General features: G+C 67.2%; 21 protein-coding genes. 11 read left to right on the plus strand and 10 right to left on the minus strand.

Annotated features, from left to right (window positions below):
• The 6 genes from RR42_RS10885 to mltG all read right to left on the minus strand — a co-directional run bounded on the left by RR42_RS10885 (position 1) and on the right by mltG (position 4,779).
• Positions 1 to 795, minus strand: coding sequence for a TatD family hydrolase (locus tag RR42_RS10885; RefSeq protein ID WP_043346546.1), 795 nt, complete (start codon positions 793 to 795; stop codon positions 1 to 3).
• Between the two features lie 128 nt (positions 796 to 923).
• Complete coding sequence (locus RR42_RS10890) at positions 924 to 1,445, minus strand: GNAT family N-acetyltransferase (protein WP_043346548.1); 522 nt, start codon at positions 1,443 to 1,445, stop codon at positions 924 to 926.
• Positions 1,446 to 1,527: 82 nt separating this feature from the next.
• Positions 1,528 to 1,965 carry a PilZ domain-containing protein gene (locus RR42_RS10895; RefSeq protein WP_236701899.1) on the minus strand — a complete coding sequence of 146 codons (438 nt, stop codon included), beginning with the start codon at positions 1,963 to 1,965 and terminating at the stop codon, positions 1,528 to 1,530.
• 64 nt (positions 1,966 to 2,029) lie between these two features.
• On the minus strand, positions 2,030 to 3,037 hold the full coding sequence (locus tag RR42_RS10900; protein ID WP_043346552.1) for a DNA polymerase III subunit delta': 1,008 nt from the start codon (positions 3,035 to 3,037) through the stop codon (positions 2,030 to 2,032).
• Between the two features lie 123 nt (positions 3,038 to 3,160).
• On the minus strand, positions 3,161 to 3,775 hold the full coding sequence (tmk, locus tag RR42_RS10905) for a dTMP kinase (protein WP_043346554.1): 615 nt from the start codon (positions 3,773 to 3,775) through the stop codon (positions 3,161 to 3,163).
• A gap of 8 nt (positions 3,776 to 3,783) precedes the next feature.
• Complete coding sequence (mltG, locus tag RR42_RS10910; RefSeq protein ID WP_043346557.1) at positions 3,784 to 4,779, minus strand: endolytic transglycosylase MltG; 996 nt, start codon at positions 4,777 to 4,779, stop codon at positions 3,784 to 3,786.
• A gap of 188 nt (positions 4,780 to 4,967) precedes the next feature.
• Here mltG and RR42_RS10915 point away from each other — a divergent pair, with 188 nt between their 5' ends.
• The 3 genes from RR42_RS10915 to RR42_RS10925 all read left to right on the plus strand — a co-directional run bounded on the left by RR42_RS10915 (position 4,968) and on the right by RR42_RS10925 (position 7,224).
• On the plus strand, positions 4,968 to 5,963 hold the full coding sequence (locus RR42_RS10915) for a YgfZ/GcvT domain-containing protein (protein ID WP_043346559.1): 996 nt from the start codon (positions 4,968 to 4,970) through the stop codon (positions 5,961 to 5,963).
• Between the two features lie 28 nt (positions 5,964 to 5,991).
• Positions 5,992 to 6,282 (plus strand): DUF4936 family protein, encoded by a 291-nt coding sequence (locus tag RR42_RS10920; protein WP_043346561.1) that lies wholly within the window; start codon positions 5,992 to 5,994, stop codon positions 6,280 to 6,282.
• Positions 6,283 to 6,396: 114 nt separating this feature from the next.
• On the plus strand, positions 6,397 to 7,224 hold the full coding sequence (locus tag RR42_RS10925; protein ID WP_043346563.1) for an NRDE family protein: 828 nt from the start codon (positions 6,397 to 6,399) through the stop codon (positions 7,222 to 7,224).
• An 11-nt stretch (positions 7,225 to 7,235) separates the two neighbouring features.
• On the opposite strand, the gene RR42_RS10930 is transcribed toward RR42_RS10925, so the two are convergent.
• Positions 7,236 to 7,718 (minus strand): hypothetical protein, encoded by a 483-nt coding sequence (locus RR42_RS10930; RefSeq protein ID WP_043346565.1) that lies wholly within the window; start codon positions 7,716 to 7,718, stop codon positions 7,236 to 7,238.
• Between the two features lie 93 nt (positions 7,719 to 7,811).
• Entirely contained in the window at positions 7,812 to 8,711 is a 900-nt protein-coding gene (locus tag RR42_RS10935; protein ID WP_043346567.1) for a LysR substrate-binding domain-containing protein, read from the minus strand.
• Positions 8,712 to 8,867: 156 nt separating this feature from the next.
• Between RR42_RS10935 and RR42_RS10945 the strand changes: the two genes are divergently transcribed.
• Positions 8,868 to 10,139 (plus strand): MFS transporter, encoded by a 1,272-nt coding sequence (locus tag RR42_RS10945; protein WP_052494596.1) that lies wholly within the window; start codon positions 8,868 to 8,870, stop codon positions 10,137 to 10,139.
• 19 nt (positions 10,140 to 10,158) lie between these two features.
• On the opposite strand, the gene RR42_RS10950 is transcribed toward RR42_RS10945, so the two are convergent.
• On the minus strand, positions 10,159 to 10,584 hold the full coding sequence (locus tag RR42_RS10950; protein ID WP_043346570.1) for a GNAT family N-acetyltransferase: 426 nt from the start codon (positions 10,582 to 10,584) through the stop codon (positions 10,159 to 10,161).
• Between the two features lie 209 nt (positions 10,585 to 10,793).
• Here RR42_RS10950 and RR42_RS10955 point away from each other — a divergent pair, with 209 nt between their 5' ends.
• The 7 genes from RR42_RS10955 to denD all read left to right on the plus strand — a co-directional run bounded on the left by RR42_RS10955 (position 10,794) and on the right by denD (position 17,802).
• A complete protein-coding gene (locus RR42_RS10955; protein ID WP_043346573.1) occupies positions 10,794 to 11,546 on the plus strand; it encodes a FadR/GntR family transcriptional regulator in 753 nt (250 codons plus the stop codon).
• 41 nt (positions 11,547 to 11,587) lie between these two features.
• A complete protein-coding gene (gene ltnD, locus RR42_RS10960; protein WP_043346576.1) occupies positions 11,588 to 12,484 on the plus strand; it encodes an L-threonate dehydrogenase in 897 nt (298 codons plus the stop codon).
• 11 nt (positions 12,485 to 12,495) lie between these two features.
• Positions 12,496 to 13,800 carry a 3-oxo-tetronate kinase gene (otnK, locus tag RR42_RS10965; protein ID WP_043346579.1) on the plus strand — a complete coding sequence of 435 codons (1,305 nt, stop codon included), beginning with the start codon at positions 12,496 to 12,498 and terminating at the stop codon, positions 13,798 to 13,800.
• Positions 13,797 to 14,435, plus strand: a complete 639-nt coding sequence (locus RR42_RS10970; protein WP_043346582.1) for an aldolase — start codon at positions 13,797 to 13,799, stop codon at positions 14,433 to 14,435. Before otnK ends, RR42_RS10970 begins: the two co-directional genes overlap by 4 nt.
• Before the next feature lie 172 nt (positions 14,436 to 14,607).
• Entirely contained in the window at positions 14,608 to 15,939 is a 1,332-nt protein-coding gene (locus tag RR42_RS10975) for an MFS transporter (protein WP_043346584.1), read from the plus strand.
• 41 nt (positions 15,940 to 15,980) lie between these two features.
• Positions 15,981 to 16,763 (plus strand): 2-oxo-tetronate isomerase, encoded by a 783-nt coding sequence (gene otnI, locus RR42_RS10980; protein ID WP_043346587.1) that lies wholly within the window; start codon positions 15,981 to 15,983, stop codon positions 16,761 to 16,763.
• A 49-nt stretch (positions 16,764 to 16,812) separates the two neighbouring features.
• Positions 16,813 to 17,802 (plus strand): D-erythronate dehydrogenase, encoded by a 990-nt coding sequence (gene denD / locus RR42_RS10985; RefSeq protein ID WP_043346589.1) that lies wholly within the window; start codon positions 16,813 to 16,815, stop codon positions 17,800 to 17,802.
• Positions 17,803 to 17,881: 79 nt separating this feature from the next.
• On the opposite strand, the gene RR42_RS10990 is transcribed toward denD, so the two are convergent.
• Positions 17,882 to 18,319, minus strand: a complete 438-nt coding sequence (locus RR42_RS10990) for a YbgC/FadM family acyl-CoA thioesterase (protein WP_043346591.1) — start codon at positions 18,317 to 18,319, stop codon at positions 17,882 to 17,884.
• Between the last annotated feature and the right edge of the window lie 74 nt (positions 18,320 to 18,393).

Below are 18,393 nucleotides of genomic sequence, written 5' to 3' on the forward strand. Positions count from 1 at the left end.
TTAAGCATGAGATTTCCTATCTATATGCTTGAAAAGACGGAAAAAATTATCCGACGTATGTTCCGCGAGCGCCTCAACCGGCATGCCACGCAGGTTGGCGATGAACTCACCCACATGGCGCACCCATGCGGGCTGGTTGGTCTTGCCGCGGTACGGCACGGGCGCCAGGTACGGCGAATCGGTCTCGATCAGCATGCGGTCCAGCGGGATCTTGCGCGCCGTTTCCTGCAACTCCACCGCATTCTTGAAGGTGACGATGCCGGAGAATGAAATATGAAAGCCCTCGTCCAGCGATTGCCGGGCGACCTCCCAGTTCTCGGTGAAGCAATGCATCACCCCGCCGGCTTCGCCCGCGCTTTCCTCGCGCATCACGCGCAAGGTGTCTTCGGCGGACGAACGGGTATGGATGATCAGGGGCTTGCCAGTCTGCCGCGCGGCACGGATATGGGTGCGGAAACGCTCACGCTGCCATTCCATGTCCGCGATGCTGCGGCCCTCCAGCCGGTAGTAATCGAGGCCGGTCTCGCCAGTACCGACCACCCGCGGATGCGCCGACAGCGCCAGCAGGCGCTCCAGAGTGGGCTCCTCGCCCTCCTCATAGTCGGGATGCACCCCGACGGTGGCGTACAGGTGCGGATGCTGCTCGGCGAGCGCCAGCACGCGCGGAAAATCTTCCAGCGTGACCGAAATGCACAGGGCATGCGACACCTGGTTGGCGCGCATGTTCTCCAGTAGTTCGGGCAGGCGCGCGGCCAGGTCGGGGAAATCTAGATGGCAGTGGGAATCGACAAACATTGGGGCGGTTTCCGGATAAAGACGCCGCCGCGGGCGGCGCCACCCGCCATTGTATCCGGTCGTGCCAGCGAGCCAGCGAGCCAGCGTGCCCACTGCACTGCCAGGCGGCGCCTGGCTCGCGGCCGCTTCTACTCGGCCGGCTTCGTCAGATGCCGCCCGAGGATGATCAGGTCGCGCTCGACCCCATCGAGCACAGCCACGCGCGGCAGGTTGCCCCAGCGCTCGAAGCCCAGCGAGGTGAACAGGGCCAGGCTGGGCCCGTTATGACCAAAGATGAAGCCCAGTAGCGTATTGACCCCGATCTGTGGCGCATGCGCGATGGCCTGCTGCAGCAGGTAGCGTCCCAGGCCCTGCCCGCGGCGGGTGGCGTCCAGGTAAATCGAGACTTCGGCGGTGGCGCCGTAGGCCGGGCGCCCATAAAAGTCGGAAAAACTGAGCCACCCGGCCATGCGCCCTTCACCGTCCTCGGCCACCCACAGCGGACGCCGCTCCGGCTGATGCGCATCGAACCAGGCCTGGCGCGATTCCACCGCCACGGGCTCGGTGTCCGCGGTGACCATGCGTGACGCGACGGTGCTGTTGTAGATGGCGACGATGCTGGCCAGGTCACGCTGCAGCGCGGGCCGCACGGTAAAGGCGGAATCACTCATTGTTGAATTTCTTCTCGGATGGACCAGAAAATCTGGCAAAAATCAACCATATCAAATACTTATGCCAGACAGCTGATGTCGGTTATAACGTCTGGCTGGGCCGACCGGACTCAATGGTCTTGCCCAGGATCTCTTCCACCGCGCGGCGCAGGTTGCGGCCGTTGTCGTCATCCGGCAGGTGAATCCCGATGCCGGGCGTCTTGTTGGGCGTGCCGACCGGGGTAATCCATGCCACGTGGCCGGCAATCTGGTACTTCTGCGGCCGGTCCACCAGCGAAAGCACCAGGAAGACCTGCTCGCCCAGCCGGAAGGGCCGGTTGCTCGGGACAAAGATGCCGCCGCGGTGCAGGAACGGCATGTAGGCCGCATAGAGACCCGCCTGGTCCTTGATCGACAGCGAAAGCACGTTGGGCCGGGAAGCTGCACCCGGCACCGTCGGCGCCCCGATACCGCCGGCGGCGGCCAAGCCTGCGGCTCCGGGAACGCTGGCGCCCCGTGCCCCTGTCACCTCTGTATTCATGACTGACCCCTTGTTACTGACTGTTGGCCTTCAGGCCATATTGGATTTGTTCAACGTCTTGGGCTTACTGAAACAACTGCCGGTATTCCAGAAACACGGCCTCCATCACCAGCCGGGCCGCCAGCGGATGGTTCTCGCTGCGGCGATGGCCCACCAGGCGCGTGGAGAACGCCTGCAACCGGTGAGCATCGGTTGCCTGTGCGCAACGCGCCAGGGCTGCCTGCTCGCGCGGAAAATAACGCGGCCCCAGCGTTGCGGCCAAGCGGGCCGACAGCAGATCGTACGTCCAGCGCTGCAGGATGCCAAGCACCGACGGCACCGGCAGCTTCTGCACCTGCTCGGCCGCCGCCAGCGCATCGAAGCCAGCGCCTGCGCCAAGCTGGCTCACCAGCCAGCGCTGCATCGGCTGCTCCTCGGCCTCGGCGGCATGCAGCGCGGTCAGCGGGGAGCCACCGGCCAGCGCCAGCTGCGCCTCGGCGTCTCCCACGCCCTGGCTGCTCAGCCAGCGCATGGCCGCATCGGCCGTGGGCCGTTGCACGGAAAACTGGCGGCAACGCGACAGGATGGTGGGCAGCACACGATCCAGCCGGTCTGTCACCAGCAGGAACACGGTGGACGGCGGCGGCTCCTCCAGCGTCTTGAGCAAGGCGTTGGCGCCCTCATGCTGCAAGGCGTCGAGGGGATACACCACCACCAGGCGCAAGCCGGCGCGGTGCGTGCCGATGCCGACCGTTTCAATCAGGGCCCGCACCTGCTCCATGCGGATGACCTTGCTGGGCGTTTTCTTCTTGCCGCTTTCATCCGTCTGCACTTCGTCCGTCGCCTCCATGGCCTCCGGGCGCACCACGCTGAAGTCCGGGTGGTTGCCTTGGCTGAACCAGTGGCAGGCCGAGCATGTGCCGCAAGGCTGCCCGTCGGGGCGCGGCGTCTCGCACAGCAGACCCTGGGCAAAATGCAGCGCCAGGTCGCGTTTGCCGATGCCTTGCTGGCCGTGAATGAGCAAGGCATGCGGGAGCCGCTCGCGCAGCGCGTTCAGCCGTTGCCAGTCTTCTTTCTGCCAGGGATAAAGCATGCGGATCAGTGAGTTAGGGTTGAAACCTGGTGTAACTATGCACGTGAGGCGAGCGATGGGCGATGGCAGGCTCGGCCAACCCCATTACTATCGATATCGATATTCCCGAATCACGCTGCCAATTCAAAGTGTTGCGAGGATTTTCTCAAGCTCTACCTGAATCTCGGGAATGCTCCGGGTCGCGTCGATGACCCGGAAACGCTGCGCAGACTCCGCCGCGCGGCGCAGGTATTCCTGCCGCGTGCGCTCGAAGAAGGCGCGCGACTCGGCCTCGAACTTGTCGGGCTCGCGTGCGCCGGCCAGGCGCGCGCTGGCGGTTTCCAGCGGCACATCGAACAACAGCGTCAGATCGGGCTGCAGACCATCCTGCACCCAGGTCTCCAGCACCTCCAGCCGTGCGCGCGGCAGGCCCCGGCCACCGCCCTGGTAGGCAAAGGTGGCATCGGTGAAGCGGTCGGAAACCACCCAGTCACCGCGCGTCAGCGCGGGTTCGATGACTTCGGCAATATGTTCGCGGCGGGCGGCGAACATCAGCAAGGCCTCGGTTTCGAGATGCATCTTGCGGTGCAGCAGCAACTGCCGCAGATCCTCGCCAAGCGGAGTCCCGCCGGGCTCGCGGGTGGTAACAACCGATGCGTGACCTGCCAGGCGGGCGCGCAGGCGGTCCGCCACCCACTCCACGTGGGTGCTCTTGCCGGCACCGTCGATGCCTTCGAATGTGATGAATTTTCCGCGCATGGGGAGACTTATTTGCCGCGCTGGTATTTATCTACCGCGCGGTTGTGTTCGGGAAGCGAGTTGGAGAAATGGCTGCTGCCGTCGCCGCGCGCCACGAAATACAGTGCGTCGGACGGGGCCGGCGCGGTGGCGGCGGCCAGCGAGGCCAGCCCGGGCAACGCGATCGGGGTGGGCGGCAGGCCGTTGCGCGTGTAGGTATTGTAAGGGGTGTCGGACTGCAGGTCGCGCTTGCGGATATTGCCCTCGAACGCCTCGCCCATGCCGTAGATCACCGTGGGATCGGTCTGCAGCATCATGCCCTTCCTGAGCCGGTTGACGAACACGGCCGCAATCAGCGGGCGCTCGGCCGGCTGGCCGGTTTCCTTCTCCACGATCGAGGCCATGATCAGCGCCTCATAGGGCGACTTGTACGGCAGGTCAGGCGCCCTGGCGTTCCAGGCGTCTGTCAGGCGCCGCTGCATGGCGCGATAGGCATGCTTGTACAGTTCAAGATCGCTGCTGCCGCGGGCAAACAAGTAGGTGTCGGGGAAAAACAGGCCCTCCGGCGCCGGCTCCGGCGCACCGATGGCCTTCATCAGTTCCACGTCCGACAAGCCTCGGCTATCGTGCTTGAGCGCCGGATGCGCATCCACGGCAGCGCGCATCTTGCGGAATTCCCAGCCTTCGATGACGGTCAGCACATAGTGGTTGACCTCGCCCCGGGCGATCTTGCCGATCACCGACAGCGGCGTGGCACTGCTGTCGAACTCATAGCCGCCGGCCTTGAGGTCGGCGCCGTGGCCGGTAAGCCGCACCAGCAGCGCGAACAGGCGGGGGTCCATCCGCACCCCGCCACGCTGGATCTGGCGGCCAACGCTTGCCACGCTGGAATTGGGCTTGATCACCACCTCAATGGGCGAGGCTGTCAGCGCGAGCGGACGATTGGCCCACCAGGCAAAGGCGCCGGCGGCGGCAATCGTGAAAATCACGGCGACCAGCAGCAGCCGCAGGAAAAGACGTTTCATGTAAAAGAGAAAGTAGCGGCGCACAATGCACCGCGGCAAAGCCGGGATGCCCGGTGTCGGCCATGGGCATCCCGGCTGAAATGGCGACAGCCTCATATAATACCGGGAGCCTTGCACCTTTAGCCGCTTGTAGCTCCTTGCACCTTCCATCCGGCGCGCCCGTGCGCGCCTTGCCTGCGATACCTGCCATGAATGCCCCTGCCCCAGACCGTGCCACCCAGTTCGAAGCCGTGCGCCAAAGCGGAGTCGTCTGCCGACCCGCGCACCAGGGCCTGATCCGGGTTGCCGGCGAAGACGCCGGCAGTTTCCTGCATACCCAGCTGACCAATGCCGTGGATGACCTGGACACCGGCGCCGCCCGCCTGGCCGGCTACTGCTCGCCCAAGGGACGGCTGCTGGCCAGCTTCCTGATGTGGCGTGACGAGGAAGGCATCGTGCTCCAGCTGTCCGCCGACCTGCAGCCCGCTATCCAGAAGCGCTTGTCGATGTTCGTGCTGCGCGCCAAGGCCAAGCTGTCCGATCTCACGCCGGCTCGCGCCGTGCTGGGTGTGGCAGGTGCCAGTGGCGCCGCCGCCCTGCAGGCGGCCGGCCTGCCCGCACCGGCCGCGCCCTGGGCCAGCGCCGCGGCCGCCAGCGCCACCGTGATCCGGCTGCCCGACGGCGCCGGGCTGCCGCGCTGGCAGGTGGTCCTGCCGGCCGAGCAGGCCGACGAAGTCCAGGCCGCGCTGTCGGCGCAGCTGGTGCCGGTGGATGCCGCGGTGTGGGACTGGCTGGAGGTGCAAGCCGGCGTGCCGCGCATCGCCGCGGCCACGCAGGAGCAATTCGTGCCTCAGATGATCAACCTGGAACTGGTCGGCGGCGTGAGCTTTCGCAAGGGCTGCTATCCGGGCCAGGAAATCGTCGCGCGCAGCCAGTACCGCGGCACGCTCAAACGACGCATGTGGCTGATCCATGGCGAAGGCGAAGTGCCGGGCGCGGCCACGGAGATCTTCCGCCCCGAGGATCCTGAGCAGCCCTGCGGCATGGTGGTCAATGCTGCCGCCGCGCCACAAGGCGGCTGGGACGGCCTGGCCGAACTGAAGATCGACGCGGCGGGTGGCGCCCTGCACCTGGGCAGCGCCGCCGGCAGCGCGGTGCGCGTCGGTGAGCTGCCCTATGCGGTCCCCTTCGGCGACGCCGCCTGATGAACCCTTGGCAACACTGGGAATAGCCATGAGCGACCACCTGTACGTCTATTTCCGGGTACCGGAAGCCCGTGCCGATGAGGCCATCGCACACTGGCACAGCTGGATGGAGACCGTTGCCGAAGCGAGCGGAATTGGTGGTACGCTCTTACGCAGGCCCGAGGCGCGCGACGGCATGCAGACCTGGATGGAAGCCTACGCCGATGTGCCGCCAGCCTTCGACCAGTTGCTCGACGGGCTATGGCGGCAAAGCGGGCTGCAGCAGTGGATCAGCGGCGAGCGGCAGGTGGAGCGCTTTGTCGATATCGACCAGCTCTGAGGGTGGCCGTGGAACGGCCCCGCCGAGATGGTCCCTGAATGACGAAGCCGATGATCGAATCGCAGTCAATGCAGTGAATGCGGCAATCGCAGTGAATGCAGCAAAGGAAGCGCTATGTGCTTGATTCTGGTGGCCTGGCAATCGCACCCGGACTATGCCCTGGTGGTGGCCGGCAACCGCGACGAGTTTTATGCCCGCCCGGCGGCGCCCGTGCATTGGTGGGAAGACGCCCCCCAGGTGCTGGCCGGCCGCGACATGGCGGAAGTGATCGGCGAGCCAGGCACCTGGATGGGCTTGGCCGGCGACGGCCGCTTTGCCGCCCTGACCAACTACCGCGCCCCGTCCGAGAAACGCACCGATGCGCGCTCGCGCGGTGAGCTGGTTGCCGGCTTCCTGCGTGGCGACAGCGATCCGCAATCCTATCTGGCCGGGCTGGCGCCCCGCACCGGCGCTTACAACGGCTTCAACTTGCTGGCGTGCGACCTGCGCGAACTCTGGTGGTACAGCAACCGCGGCGCCTCGCCCAATCCGCAGCGCCTCAAGCCTGGCATCTATGGTCTGTCCAACGCCTTGCTGGATACGCCGTGGCCCAAGGTGCGCAGCCGCGTCGGCGCGCTCGCCGAAACACTCGCCGCCGACACCGGCTTGGCCGGCGCCAGCATCGAACCCTATCTCGAGCTGCTGGCCAACGATCGCCAGGCCTTGGATTGCGAGCTTCCGCGCACGGGGGTGACCCCGGAGTGGGAAAAGCTGCTGTCCTCCGCCTTCATCCGCTCGCCCAGCTATGGCACCCGCGCCAGCACCGTGCTGCGCGTGCGCCATGACGGCCGCTTCGAGCTTAGCGAACGCAGCTTCGACGCCAACGGCCGCACCGGCGAAGTGTCCTACCGTGGGCACCTGCGCGTTGCCCGCGACGCCGGCTCGGTGCAAGCGCCGCGCTAAGGCGGGCGCGCTCAGTACTGCCGGGCCGCCAGGCCGGTCGGGCGCAATGCCACGTTCAGCGCCCGGATCGCGGCGGGGTCATTGCGCACCACCAGCAGCCATGCATCCTCGAAGTGCCCGATCTCCAGCAATTGCATGCCGTGCGGCGCCAGTTCGCGGTTGACGTGCGCCAGGTAGAGCGCAGCAGGCTCCATATCGAAATCGTTGTCGTCGCCACCTAGCGGAATGCCGTCTTCGTCATAGAGATCGTCGACGTCGATGGCCGAGACACCCGCCGCGCGCAGCGTGGCGAGGCGCGCCACGGCCTGCACGCCCAGCGTGCTGAACTCCCGCCAGTCCACCTTGACCAGGCAGTGCTCCGCCAGCCAGGGCCGCAACCATGCCGAGAGCAGGTTTTCGCCGGCGGGCGGTTCGCCCGCCGGCGCACGGTCGAGGTCAAGGGCGGGCGTGGCATCGGCCAGGGCCTGGAGCAGGCGGGAACGGATTTCAGACATAGACAAGATCAACGCGAAAGCGGCGGCAAAAACAAAGACCGCGATGGTACAGCGTAGGCGGCTGGCTGCAAGCCCCGCAAGTTATCGCTCCATTCAGGCCACGGCCGCCAGCCTGGCCGGCAATGCAGCCCGAACCGCCTCGCTCACGATGCCTGCCAGCCGCGTGGCGGGTGCCTCCAGCTCGGCATCCTTGCGGTAAAGCGCAAGCGCCAGCGAGGGCAACTCAGGCAGCCCGCCCTCGCCCGGCTCCCAGGCCCGCACGGAAGGTGGCAAGCCCATGCCGGTGCGGATGGTCAGCCCCAGCCCGGCCGCCGTCCCCGCCCACAAGCCGCCCAGGCTCGCGCTGCTGAAAGCCACCCGCCAGGCAATGCCGGCGCGGTCCAGGGCGGCCGTGCCCGCGGAGCGGAAACGGCATGGCGGCTCGAACGCCACCAAGGGCAGCGGGCCGTTGCCTTGCCATGGCGCACGCGCGGCGGCGGGCCCGATCCAGCGCATCGGCAACAGCGCCACCTGCTCCACATGCGGCATGCGCACGCCATCGTCCCACGCCAGCGCCAGGTCCAGGCGGCCGGCGGCCACGCTGTCCAGCAGCTCGGTGTTGCGCGCCACGCGTGCCTCGATCTTCACCTTGGGGTGCGCGCGGGCGAACCGACCGAGCACCTCGGGCAGCAGCACCTCGCCAAAGTCCTGCTGCAGGCCGAACCGCACCCAGCCTTCCAGCGCCACGCCGTGCACGGCGGCGGCAGCCTCGTCGTTGAGCTCCAGCAGCCTGCGGGCATAGGCCAGCATGGTCTCGCCCGCCTCCGTCAGCGCCAGCCCCCGCCCGGCCTTGCGAAAGATCGCCGTGCCCGCCTGTTCCTCCAGCTTCTTGAGCTGCGCGCTGACCGCCGAGGTGGAGCGGCCCAGCCGGTCGGCGGCCCGGGCATAGCTGCCAAGCTCCATGCCGACAACGAAGCTGCGCAGCACATCAAGGTCGAAGTTCACCGCTGCCATGTCAAACCATCCTGTTATTTGGGATGTTTAATCAATAATTATCTGATATTCAGGATCATTCTGCGGCGGCAGAATCAGGGCGTCAAGGCTTGCATATGCCGTTTTCCCAAGGATGATCCCGTGCCCCGTGCTCCCGCCCCACTCCCGTTTGCCGCTGTGCCTGGCCCTGCCGGCGCAGCCCTCGCCCCGCGCCATGGCCCGGGCCATCGCTGGAAAGTGCTGGCCCTCGGCGTCGCGGCCAATGCCAGCTTTGCCGCGGCGTTCTCGGGCATTCCCACCACGGCAGTGCTGATGCGCGCCGGCTACCGGATCAGCGATGGCGAGCTGGGTTTCTGCCTGGGCATGATGGGACTTGGCATTGCGGCGAGCGAAGTGCCGTGGGGCTTGGTGACCGACCGCTGGGGCGACCGCCGCGTGCTGCTGACCGGCTTGATGGCCACCGCGCTGTGGCTGGCGTTGATGGCGGTGTTCGTGGCGCCGCTGCCCGGCCATATCCCGGGCAACGCCGCGCTGGCGCTAGGCCTGTTGGGGCTGGGCCTGCTGGGCGGCAGCGTCAACGGCTCCAGCGGCCGCGCCGTGATGGCATGGTTCCGCGAAGGCGAACGGGGCCTGGCCATGAGCATCCGCCAGACCGCGGTGCCCGCCGGCGGCGGGATTGGCGCGCTGATGCTGCCGCTGCTGGCGCAGTCCTTTGGCTTTACCGCCGTCTACGGCGCGCTGGCGGTCTTCTGTGGCGTCACCGCGGCCTTTGCCTGGCACTGGATGCACGAGCCGCCGGCCGAGCCTGCGCGCGCTACGCTGCCGGCAAGCGGCGCGCACGGCAAGGCAGGGGCCGGCCCGCTGAGAAGCGCGCAGGTCTGGCGGCTGGTGAGCGGCATGGGCCTGATGTGCGTGCCGCAAGTGGCTGTGCTGACGTTCGCAACGGTCTTCCTGCACGATTTCAGCCACGTCGGCATTGCCGCGGCGGGCATGGCCGTGGCGGCGGTTCAGGCAGGCGCTGCCGTCATGCGGGTGTGGAGCGGCCGCTGGACCGACCGCCATGGCAACCGCCGCGCCTATATGCGCGCCTGCAGCTTGCTGACCTTGCTTGTGTTCGCCACGCTGGCAGGGCTGACCTGGCTGTGTGCCGCCGCACCGGACTGGCACGCCTTGCTGACGCCGGTGCTGATGGCATGCCTGGTGCTGGGCGGCATCTGCACGTCAGCCTGGCATGGCGTGGCCTTCACCGAGCTGGCGACGATCGCGGGCGCCAGCCGCGCAGGCACCGCGCTCGGGCTGGGCAATACCTTTGCGTTTTCGGGCTTTTTCCTGGTGCCGCTGGCGATCCCGGCGATGGCCGCCGGCTATGGCTGGGCGGCCGTGTGGCTGGCGGCCAGCGTCAGCGCGCTATTGGCGCTGCCCTTGTTTGCTCGTCAGGCTCGCGCCTGACGACAACCGCCCGTGGCGTTCAGCGCAGCAATTTGCGCATTTCCACGTGAGCAATGCCGGCCTCTTCAAATTCCTCGCCGACCTGCTCGAAGCCCACACGCGCGTAGAACGGTGCCGCATAGCGCTGCGCATTGAGCACCAGCTCAGGGTAGCCAAGCTCCGCGGCCTTGGCCATCAGCGCATCCAGCACCATGGCGCCGACGCCGCTGCCACGCGCGGGCTTGAGCACCGCCATGCGGCCGATGTGGCCATCCGGCAGCAGGCGGCCTGTGGCCAGCGCGCTGCCGTCCTCGGCCAGCGCCAGGGCGTGCCAGCTCGGCTCATCCCATTCATCCCATTCCAGCTCCACCGGCACGCCCTGTTCTTCGACGAAGACGGCATAGCGGATGGCGCGCGCAGTATCGCGGGCTTCGGACCAGGGGGCGAGGCGGATGGTGATCGTCATGGTTGTTCGGTGCGCAAAGCGCAAGGCGGTGAAAAAACGGCCAGAGGGGCGGCCGTCATGATACTCCGGCCACGGCGCCGGCAACCGATGCCGACCACTGCTGCAATGCAGCATTAAGGAAAGGGATAGGGGTAGGGGTAATTCCCGATCCGCATTCTTCCCGGAAAATTTGTATGATGACCATATTACCTAATCACCTGAGGCCTCCCGTGTTCCAGAAAGTCCCGGCCCGAGCCCTGACAGACACCGTTGCTGAGCAACTGCTGGAGAAGATCGAAAGCGGCGCTTTCGGCCGCGGCGACAAGCTGCCCACGGAGGCGGTACTGTCCGAGGAGTTCGGCGTCAGCCGCACCGTGATCCGCGAAGCCATCGCCCGGCTGCGCCACGAAGGCGTGGTGGAGTCGCGCCAGGGCAGCGGCGTGTTCGTCACCGAGCAGGCCGGCATCCGGCCGCTGCGGATCGACTACACCGATGTGGCCACGCTCGAATCGGTGCTGCAGATCGTGGAACTGCGCCGGGCCATCGAGGCCGAGGTGGCCGCACAGGCTGCGCGCGAGCGCACCGATGCCAGCATGATGGCCATCGACGCCGCGCTGGCGCGCATCGACGCCGAGGAATCCGCCGGCGGCGATGGCGTGGCGGCCGACGTGGCCTTTCACCGGACCATCGCCGAAGCCACCGGCAACCCGTTTTTTCTCAAGACGCTGGCGTTCCTGAGCCAGTACCTGGAAACCGCCACCCGCGTGACCCGTACCAACGAGGCACGCCGGGCGGACTTCTCGCGCCAGGTGCGCGAGGAACACCAGGCCATCGTGGCCGCCATCCGCGCCGGCGACGCGCTGGCCGCGCGCAACGCGGCCGAGACCCATATGTACAACGCGGCGCGGCGCCTGTCCCATGGCGGGCAGCCCGAGACCGCCACCGACCTTGCCGACGCGCCCGCGCGCGGCCTTTCCCACTGATCGACTGATCCGCTGATCACAGCCCCCTGGCAGGAGTCTTCATGAGCAAATCAATTGGCGTCATCGGCCTCGGCGCGATGGGCAACGGCGTAGCGCACAGCCTGCTGCGCGCCGGCTTCAAGGTACATGCCTGCGACCTGCGGCCCGACGTGCTGCAGCGCTTTGCCGACGCGGGGGGCATCCCCTGCGCCAGCCCGGCCGAGCTCGGCGGCAAATGCGATGTGGTGGTTACGCTGGTGGTCAACGCCGCGCAGACCGAGGCCGTGCTGTTCGGCGAACAAGGCGCGGCAAGCGGCCTGCGCCCCGGCACGCTGGTGATCGCCAGCGCGACGGTGCCGCCGAGCTTCGCCGAGGCACTGGGCAAGCGGCTGGGCGAGCGCGGCATCCTGCTGCTGGACGCACCGGTCTCCGGTGGCGCCGCCCGCGCCGCCAGCGGCGAAATGACCATGATGACTTCTGGCCCGGCCGAGGCCTATGCGCTGGCCGAGGACGTGCTGGCCGCCATGGCCGGCAAGGTCTACCGCCTGGGCGACGCGCATGGCGCCGGCTCCAAGGTGAAGATCATCAACCAGCTGTTGGCTGGCGTGCATATCGCCGCAGCGGCAGAAGCCATGGCGCTGGGTCTGCGTGAAGGCGTGGATGCCGATGCCCTGTATGAAGTCATCACCCACAGCGCGGGCAATTCGTGGATGTTCGAGAACCGCGTGCCGCATATCCTGTCGGGAGACTACACGCCGCTGTCCGCGGTCGATATCTTCGTCAAGGACCTCGGCCTGGTGCTCGATACCGCGCGCACCAGCAAGTTCCCGCTGCCGCTGTCGGCCGCGGCGCACCAGATGTTCATGATGGCATCCAGCGCGGGACACGGCGGCGAGGACGATTCCGCCGTGATCAAGATATTTCCCGGCATCGAGCTGCCGGCGAAAAAGGCTGAGTGAGGCAAGCCAGCATGACTGCACAGAACCCTTCCTCGCGCGCCTTGCTTGGCTGCATCGCCGACGACTTCACCGGCGCCACCGACCTGGCCAACACGCTTGTGCGTAACGGCATGCGCACCGTGCAGGCCATCGGCGTGCCGGCGGGCGGCGCGGCGCTGCCCGGCGTGGAGCAGGCCGATGCGCTGGTGGTCGCGCTCAAGTCGCGCACCATCCCGGCGGCCGATGCCATCGCGCAATCGCTGGCTGCGCTGCGCTGGTTGCAAGCCCAGGGCTGCCGCCAGTTCTTTTTCAAGTACTGCTCGACCTTCGACTCCACCGATGCCGGCAATATCGGCCCGGTGACCGAGGCTCTGCTGGCGGCGCTCGGCAGCGACTTCACCATCGCCTGCCCGGCATTCCCGGAGAACGGCCGCACCATCTTCCGCGGGCACCTGTTCGTGGGCGATGTCCTGCTCAATGAGTCGGGCATGGAGAACCACCCGCTCACGCCAATGCATGACGCCAACCTGGTCCGCGTGCTGCAGCGCCAGAGCCAGGCCAAGGTGGGCCTGCTGCGCTACGACGCCGTGGCGCGCGGCAGCGACGCGGCCCGCCAGGCCATGGCCACCTTGCGCGGCGATGGCGTGAAACTGGCGATTGCCGACGCCGTAAGCGATGCCGACCTGCATACGCTGGGCGAGGCGTGCGCTGACCTGCCGTTGCTCACCGGCGGCTCGGGCCTGGCGCTCGGCCTGCCCGCCAACTTCCGCCGCGCCGGCTCGCTGCCGCAACGCGCGGATGCCGACAGCGTGGCGCCGGTGGCCGGGCCGGCCGTGGTGCTGGCCGGCAGCGCGTCCAAGGCGACCAATGCGCAGGTGGCGCAATGGCTCGTGGCCAAGCGCCCCGCCCTGCGCATCGACCCGCTCGCGCTGGCGCAAGGCGCGCCCGTGGTTGAACAGGCGCTGGCCCTGGCGGGCGCCCATGCGCAGCCGGTGCTGTTCTACGCCACCACCACGCCGGAGGAGGTCAAATCGGTACAGGCCGCCCTCGGCGTGGAGCGCGCCGGCCATCTGGTCGAGCAGGCACTGGCGGACATCGCCGCCGCGCTCAAAGCACGCGGCACGCGCCGCTTCGTGGTGGCCGGCGGCGAAACCTCGGGCGCGGTGGTGCAGGCGCTGGGCGTGCAAGCGCTGCGCATCGGCACGCAGATCGCGCCGGGCGTGCCCGCCACCGTCACGCTGCAAGCGCAGCCGCTGGCGCTGGCGCTCAAGTCAGGCAATTTTGGCGGCGTGGACTTCTTTGACGAAGCGCTGCGCCAGCTTGGAGGGCAAGCATGAGCACCGAAGCCAGCCTGCGCGAAGAAATCTGCCGCATCGGCGCCAGCCTCTACCAGCGTGGCTACACCGTCGGCAGCGCCGGCAATATCAGCGCGCGCATGGAGGACGGCTGGCTGATCACGCCGACCGATGCCTGCCTGGGCATGCTGGACCCGGCCGCCATCGCGAAGGTGGACAGCGGCGGCAACTGGGTGGCCGGCGACAAGCCGTCCAAGACGCTGACCCTGCACCGCGCCGTCTACGACAACAACCCCCAGGCCCATGGCGTGGTGCATACGCACTCCACCCACCTGGTGGCGCTGAGCCTGGCGGGCGCCTGGCGGCCGGACGATGTGCTGCCGCCGATCACACCTTACTACGTGATGAAAGTCGGGCATATTCCGCTGATTCCCTACCATCGCCCGGGCGACCCGGCGGTGGCGGCGCGCGTTGCGCAGCTTGCCGCCGAAGTGCGTGGCGTGCTGCTCGCGCGTCTTGGTCCGGTGGTGTGGGAGGCCACCGTCTCGCGCGCCGCCTTCGCGCTCGAGGAACTTGAAGAAACCGCCAGGCTCTGGCTGATGCTCAAGGACAAGCCTGACCCGCTCGACGAGCAGGCGCTCGCCGAACTGCGCGATACGTTCAAAGCGCGCTGGTAGGGACCGCGCGCGCAGGTACGAGAAAGCCCTAGCAACAAAAGCACAAGCAAAGCAGAACCGCCCGCCGCACGCCCTCGCTAACGCCTGGGCCGCGGCAAGGGCAGCGTTCGCCCCCGGTTTGCCGCTAACAACGGGAATCAAACCGGAACCAAGCCGATATACGGAGACAACCATGCATACATCCACCAAGGCCGCGCTAGCCGGCGCCGGCCAAGACATCGACCGCGACATCGAGAAACGCGCTTACAGCAAGGTGTTCTGGCGCATCATGCCGTTCCTGATGCTGTGCTACGTCATTGCTTACCTGGATCGCGTCAACGTGGGCTTCGCCAAGCTGCAGATGGCGCAGGACCTGGCGTTTTCCGAAACCGTGTTCGGCCTTGGCGCCGGGCTGTTCTTCATCGGCTACTTCCTGTTCGAAGTCCCCAGCAACCTGCTGATGCACAAGCTCGGCGCGCGCGTCTGGATCGCGCGGATCATGATCACGTGGGGCATCATCTCGGCGCTGTTCGTCTTCGTGAAGACGCCCACCACCTTCTACATCATGCGCTTCCTGCTCGGCCTGGCCGAGGCGGGTTTCTATCCGGGCGTGATCCTCTACCTGACCTACTGGTATCCCGCCAACCGGCGCGCCAAGATGATCGCGCTGTTCATGTCGGGCATCCCGGTGGCAGGCATGCTCGGCAACCCGCTGTCGGGCTGGATCATGGACGCCTTCCATGACTACGGCGGCATGCGCGGCTGGCAATGGATGTTCCTGATCGAGGCCCTGCCCGCACTGCTGATCGGCATCGTCACCGTGTTCGTGCTCAAGAACGGCATCGACCAGGCGCCGTGGCTGGACGCCAACGAGAAGCGCGTGCTCAAACGCAATATCGAGGAAGACGCGCGCCAGGCCGGCGCCTCGGGCACCGGCCACTCGCTCGGCGCCGTGTTCAAGGACAGCCGCGTCTGGTGGATGTGCATGATCTACTTCTGCTTTGTCACCGGGCAATATGCGCTGACGTTCTGGATGCCCACGCTGGTCAAGACCAGCGGCGTTACCGGCAACCTGAATATCGGCCTGCTCAGCGCCATTCCCTTTATCTGCGCCATCGTGGTGATGAACTTTCTCGGCCACAGTGCCGACGCCCGCCGCGAGCGCCGCTGGCACCTGATCGTGCCGGCGCTGATGGGCGCCGTGGGCTTTGCCATTGCCGCGTCGTTTACCCACAATACCGTGGTGGCCATCGCCGCGCTGTCGCTGGCCGCCGCCGGCGTGCTGACCTGCGCCCCGCTGTTCTGGTCGCTGCCCACCGCCTTCCTGTCCGGGCTGGCCGCTGCCTCGGGCATTGCGGTGGTGAATTCGGTGGGCAACCTGGCGGGCTTTGTGGCACCGTACATGGTGGGCTACCTGACCGATCTCACCCACAGCACGCAGTCGAGCATGTATGTGCTGTCGGGCATGCTGGTGCTCGGGGCCGGACTGGTCTGGCTCACGCCGGCCAAGCTGGTCAACCGGTAGGCCAAGAACGCAAGAACAACAAATTTCTCCTGGAGCACCGCATGCCGCGTTTTGCCGCCAACCTGTCGATGATGTACACCGAGCACGCCTTCCTGGATCGCTTCGCCGCCGCGGCGGCGGACGGTTTCAAGGCCGTGGAGTATCTCTTCCCGTACGAGCACACTGCCGCGGATATCCGCGCACGGCTCGATGCCAACGGCCTGACGCAGGCGCTGTTCAACGCGCCGCCGGGCGACTGGGCCGCCGGCGAGCGCGGCATGGCCGCCCTGCCCGGGCGCCAGGCCGAGTTCCGCGACGCGTTCGGCCGCGCGCTGGAATACGCTGCCGTGATCGGCAATGACAAGATCCACGTGATGGCCGGCCTGGTGCCGGCCGGCGCGGACCACGGGCGTCATCGCGCCTGCTACCTGGAAAACCTGGCGCATGCCGCGCAGGCTGCGGCGGCACAGGGCATCACGGTCCTGATCGAGCCGATCAACGGACGCGACATGCCGGGCTACTTCCTCAATCGCCAGGACGACGGCCAGGCCATTTGCAAGGAAGTGGGCGCGGCCAACCTGAAGGTGCAGTTCGACTGCTACCACTGCCAGATCGTGGAAGGCGACCTTACCGTCAAGCTCAAGCGCGACTTTGCCGGCATCGGCCACATTCAGATTGCCGGCGTGCCAGAGCGCCACGAGCCAGACCTGGGCGAGCTGAACTACCCGTACCTGTTCGACGTGATCGATGGCCTTGGCTATGACGGCTGGATCGGCTGCGAGTATCGTCCGCGCGCCGGTACCTCGGCGGGTCTGGGCTGGCTCAAGCCTTACTGGAAGGCCTGAGCAGCCGCTGTCTCCATGCCGCCCACGGCGGCACAACCGGAAAACGAACATGCAAGTACTGATCACCGGCGGGGCCGGGTTTCTCGGCCTGCAACTGGCCCGCCAACTACTAAAGCGCGGCACCCTGGACATCGACGGCAAGCCCGTCGCCATCGCGGGCCTGACGCTGCTCGACGTGGTAGCGCCGCCTGCGCTGAACGACGCGCGCGTACGCGTGGTCACCGGCGACCTGTCGGATCCCGCCGTGCTGGCGCAGGCCGTCGATGAACACACCAGCGCGGTGTTCCACCTGGCGGCGGTGGTCAGTGGCCAGGCCGAGGCAGATTTTGACCTGGGCATGCGCGTGAACCTGGATGCCGCGCGCGCGTTGCTGGAAACCTGCCGGGCGCTTCATGTGAAACATGGCAGCCGGCCACGCGTGGTGTTCACCAGTTCGGTGGCGGTGTACGGCGGCACCCTGCCCGCTGTGGTGCAGGACGATACCGCGCTCAATCCGCAATCCTCCTACGGCGCGCAGAAGGCCATCGGCGAGTTGCTGCTGTCGGACTACAGCCGCCGCGGCTTTGTCGACGGCCGCGTGCTGCGCCTGCCGACCATCAGCGTGCGGCCAGGCAAGCCCAATGCCGCGGCTTCGTCGTTCGCCAGCGGCATCATCCGCGAGCCACTGGCAGGCGTTGCCGCCAATTGCCCGGTCGCGCCGGAAACGCCGCTGTGGCTGCTGTCCCCGCGCGGGGCGATTGCCGCGCTGGCGCGGGGCATGGAGATCGATGGCGCCAAGCTTGGCGAACGCCGCACGGTGAACCTGCCCGGCTTGTCGGTCACGCCCAAGGAGATGGTGGCGGCGTTGCGGCGGGTGGCCGGCGACGCCGTGGCGGATCGCGTGAGCTGGGAGCGCGAGGCGCGCATCGAGAATATCGTCGGCACGTGGCCTGCCGCGTGGAATACGGAGCGCGCGCTGGCGCTGGGGTTCCAGGGCGACGAGGATTTCGATGCGGTGATCCGGGCTTATATCGAGGATGCGGGCATAGCGGCGCGCTGAACCCGCAGACGCGTCCTGGCGGCGCTGGCTTGCAAGCAGGCCGACGCCGCCGCACCTGACACCATGAAAGCCGGACAGCTCAAGCGTGCGGCTTCACCACTTCATACGCCGTGATCGTTTCCCGCACCGGACCCGGAATCGGCGCCGACTTCTGCGTAGCGGGATCCGCGCAGACATAGACGATCTCGCCCGTGACCAGGTGCTCGTCGCCACGGTACATCTCCACGCGGAACAACATGCTGGAGCGGCCCAGGCGCGCAATCCGCCCCCGGATCTCCAGCATGTCGTCAAAGCGCGCCGACGCGTGATACTCCAGCGTGGATTTCACCACGAAGATATCCACGCCGTGCGCGTGCAGCACATCCTCCGGATACCGGATCCCCACCGCCCGCCAGTACTCCGTCACGCAGATATCGCAGTAGGTCAGGTAGTGCGCGTTGAACACGATCGACTGCGGATCCACTTCGGCCCAACGCACGCGCAGCGGCATGCTGTGACGGAAATCTTCCTTCGCCATGTCGGCGTCCCCCCTTGATTGCCGGCCGGATATCGGCCTGATATCGGCCTGATAGGAAAACGGCGCCGGCCCCG

It is taken from the genome of Cupriavidus basilensis, from assembly GCF_000832305.1.
GTDB lineage: Bacteria > Pseudomonadota > Gammaproteobacteria > Burkholderiales > Burkholderiaceae > Cupriavidus > Cupriavidus basilensis_F.

Coding starts and splice junctions, on each gene's coding strand:
- otnK (WP_043346579.1), top strand. CDS start 12,496: ATGACTGCACAGAACCCTTCCTCGCGCGCCTTGCTTGGCTGCATCGCC.
- RR42_RS10935 (WP_043346567.1), bottom strand. CDS start 8,711: ATGGCAGCGGTGAACTTCGACCTTGATGTGCTGCGCAGCTTCGTTGTC.
- otnI (WP_043346587.1), top strand. CDS start 15,981: ATGCCGCGTTTTGCCGCCAACCTGTCGATGATGTACACCGAGCACGCC.
- ltnD (WP_043346576.1), top strand. CDS start 11,588: ATGAGCAAATCAATTGGCGTCATCGGCCTCGGCGCGATGGGCAACGGC.
- tmk (WP_043346554.1), bottom strand. CDS start 3,775: ATGCGCGGAAAATTCATCACATTCGAAGGCATCGACGGTGCCGGCAAG.
- RR42_RS10925 (WP_043346563.1), top strand. CDS start 6,397: ATGTGCTTGATTCTGGTGGCCTGGCAATCGCACCCGGACTATGCCCTG.
- RR42_RS10885 (WP_043346546.1), bottom strand. CDS start 795: ATGTTTGTCGATTCCCACTGCCATCTAGATTTCCCCGACCTGGCCGCG.
- RR42_RS10920 (WP_043346561.1), top strand. CDS start 5,992: ATGAGCGACCACCTGTACGTCTATTTCCGGGTACCGGAAGCCCGTGCC.
- RR42_RS10975 (WP_043346584.1), top strand. CDS start 14,608: ATGCATACATCCACCAAGGCCGCGCTAGCCGGCGCCGGCCAAGACATC.
- RR42_RS10990 (WP_043346591.1), bottom strand. CDS start 18,319: ATGGCGAAGGAAGATTTCCGTCACAGCATGCCGCTGCGCGTGCGTTGG.
- RR42_RS10900 (WP_043346552.1), bottom strand. CDS start 3,037: ATGCTTTATCCCTGGCAGAAAGAAGACTGGCAACGGCTGAACGCGCTG.
- RR42_RS10915 (WP_043346559.1), top strand. CDS start 4,968: ATGAATGCCCCTGCCCCAGACCGTGCCACCCAGTTCGAAGCCGTGCGC.
- RR42_RS10895 (WP_236701899.1), bottom strand. CDS start 1,965: ATGAATACAGAGGTGACAGGGGCACGGGGCGCCAGCGTTCCCGGAGCC.
- RR42_RS10930 (WP_043346565.1), bottom strand. CDS start 7,718: ATGTCTGAAATCCGTTCCCGCCTGCTCCAGGCCCTGGCCGATGCCACG.
- RR42_RS10890 (WP_043346548.1), bottom strand. CDS start 1,445: ATGAGTGATTCCGCCTTTACCGTGCGGCCCGCGCTGCAGCGTGACCTG.
- denD (WP_043346589.1), top strand. CDS start 16,813: ATGCAAGTACTGATCACCGGCGGGGCCGGGTTTCTCGGCCTGCAACTG.
- RR42_RS10970 (WP_043346582.1), top strand. CDS start 13,797: ATGAGCACCGAAGCCAGCCTGCGCGAAGAAATCTGCCGCATCGGCGCC.
- RR42_RS10950 (WP_043346570.1), bottom strand. CDS start 10,584: ATGACGATCACCATCCGCCTCGCCCCCTGGTCCGAAGCCCGCGATACT.
- mltG (WP_043346557.1), bottom strand. CDS start 4,779: ATGAAACGTCTTTTCCTGCGGCTGCTGCTGGTCGCCGTGATTTTCACG.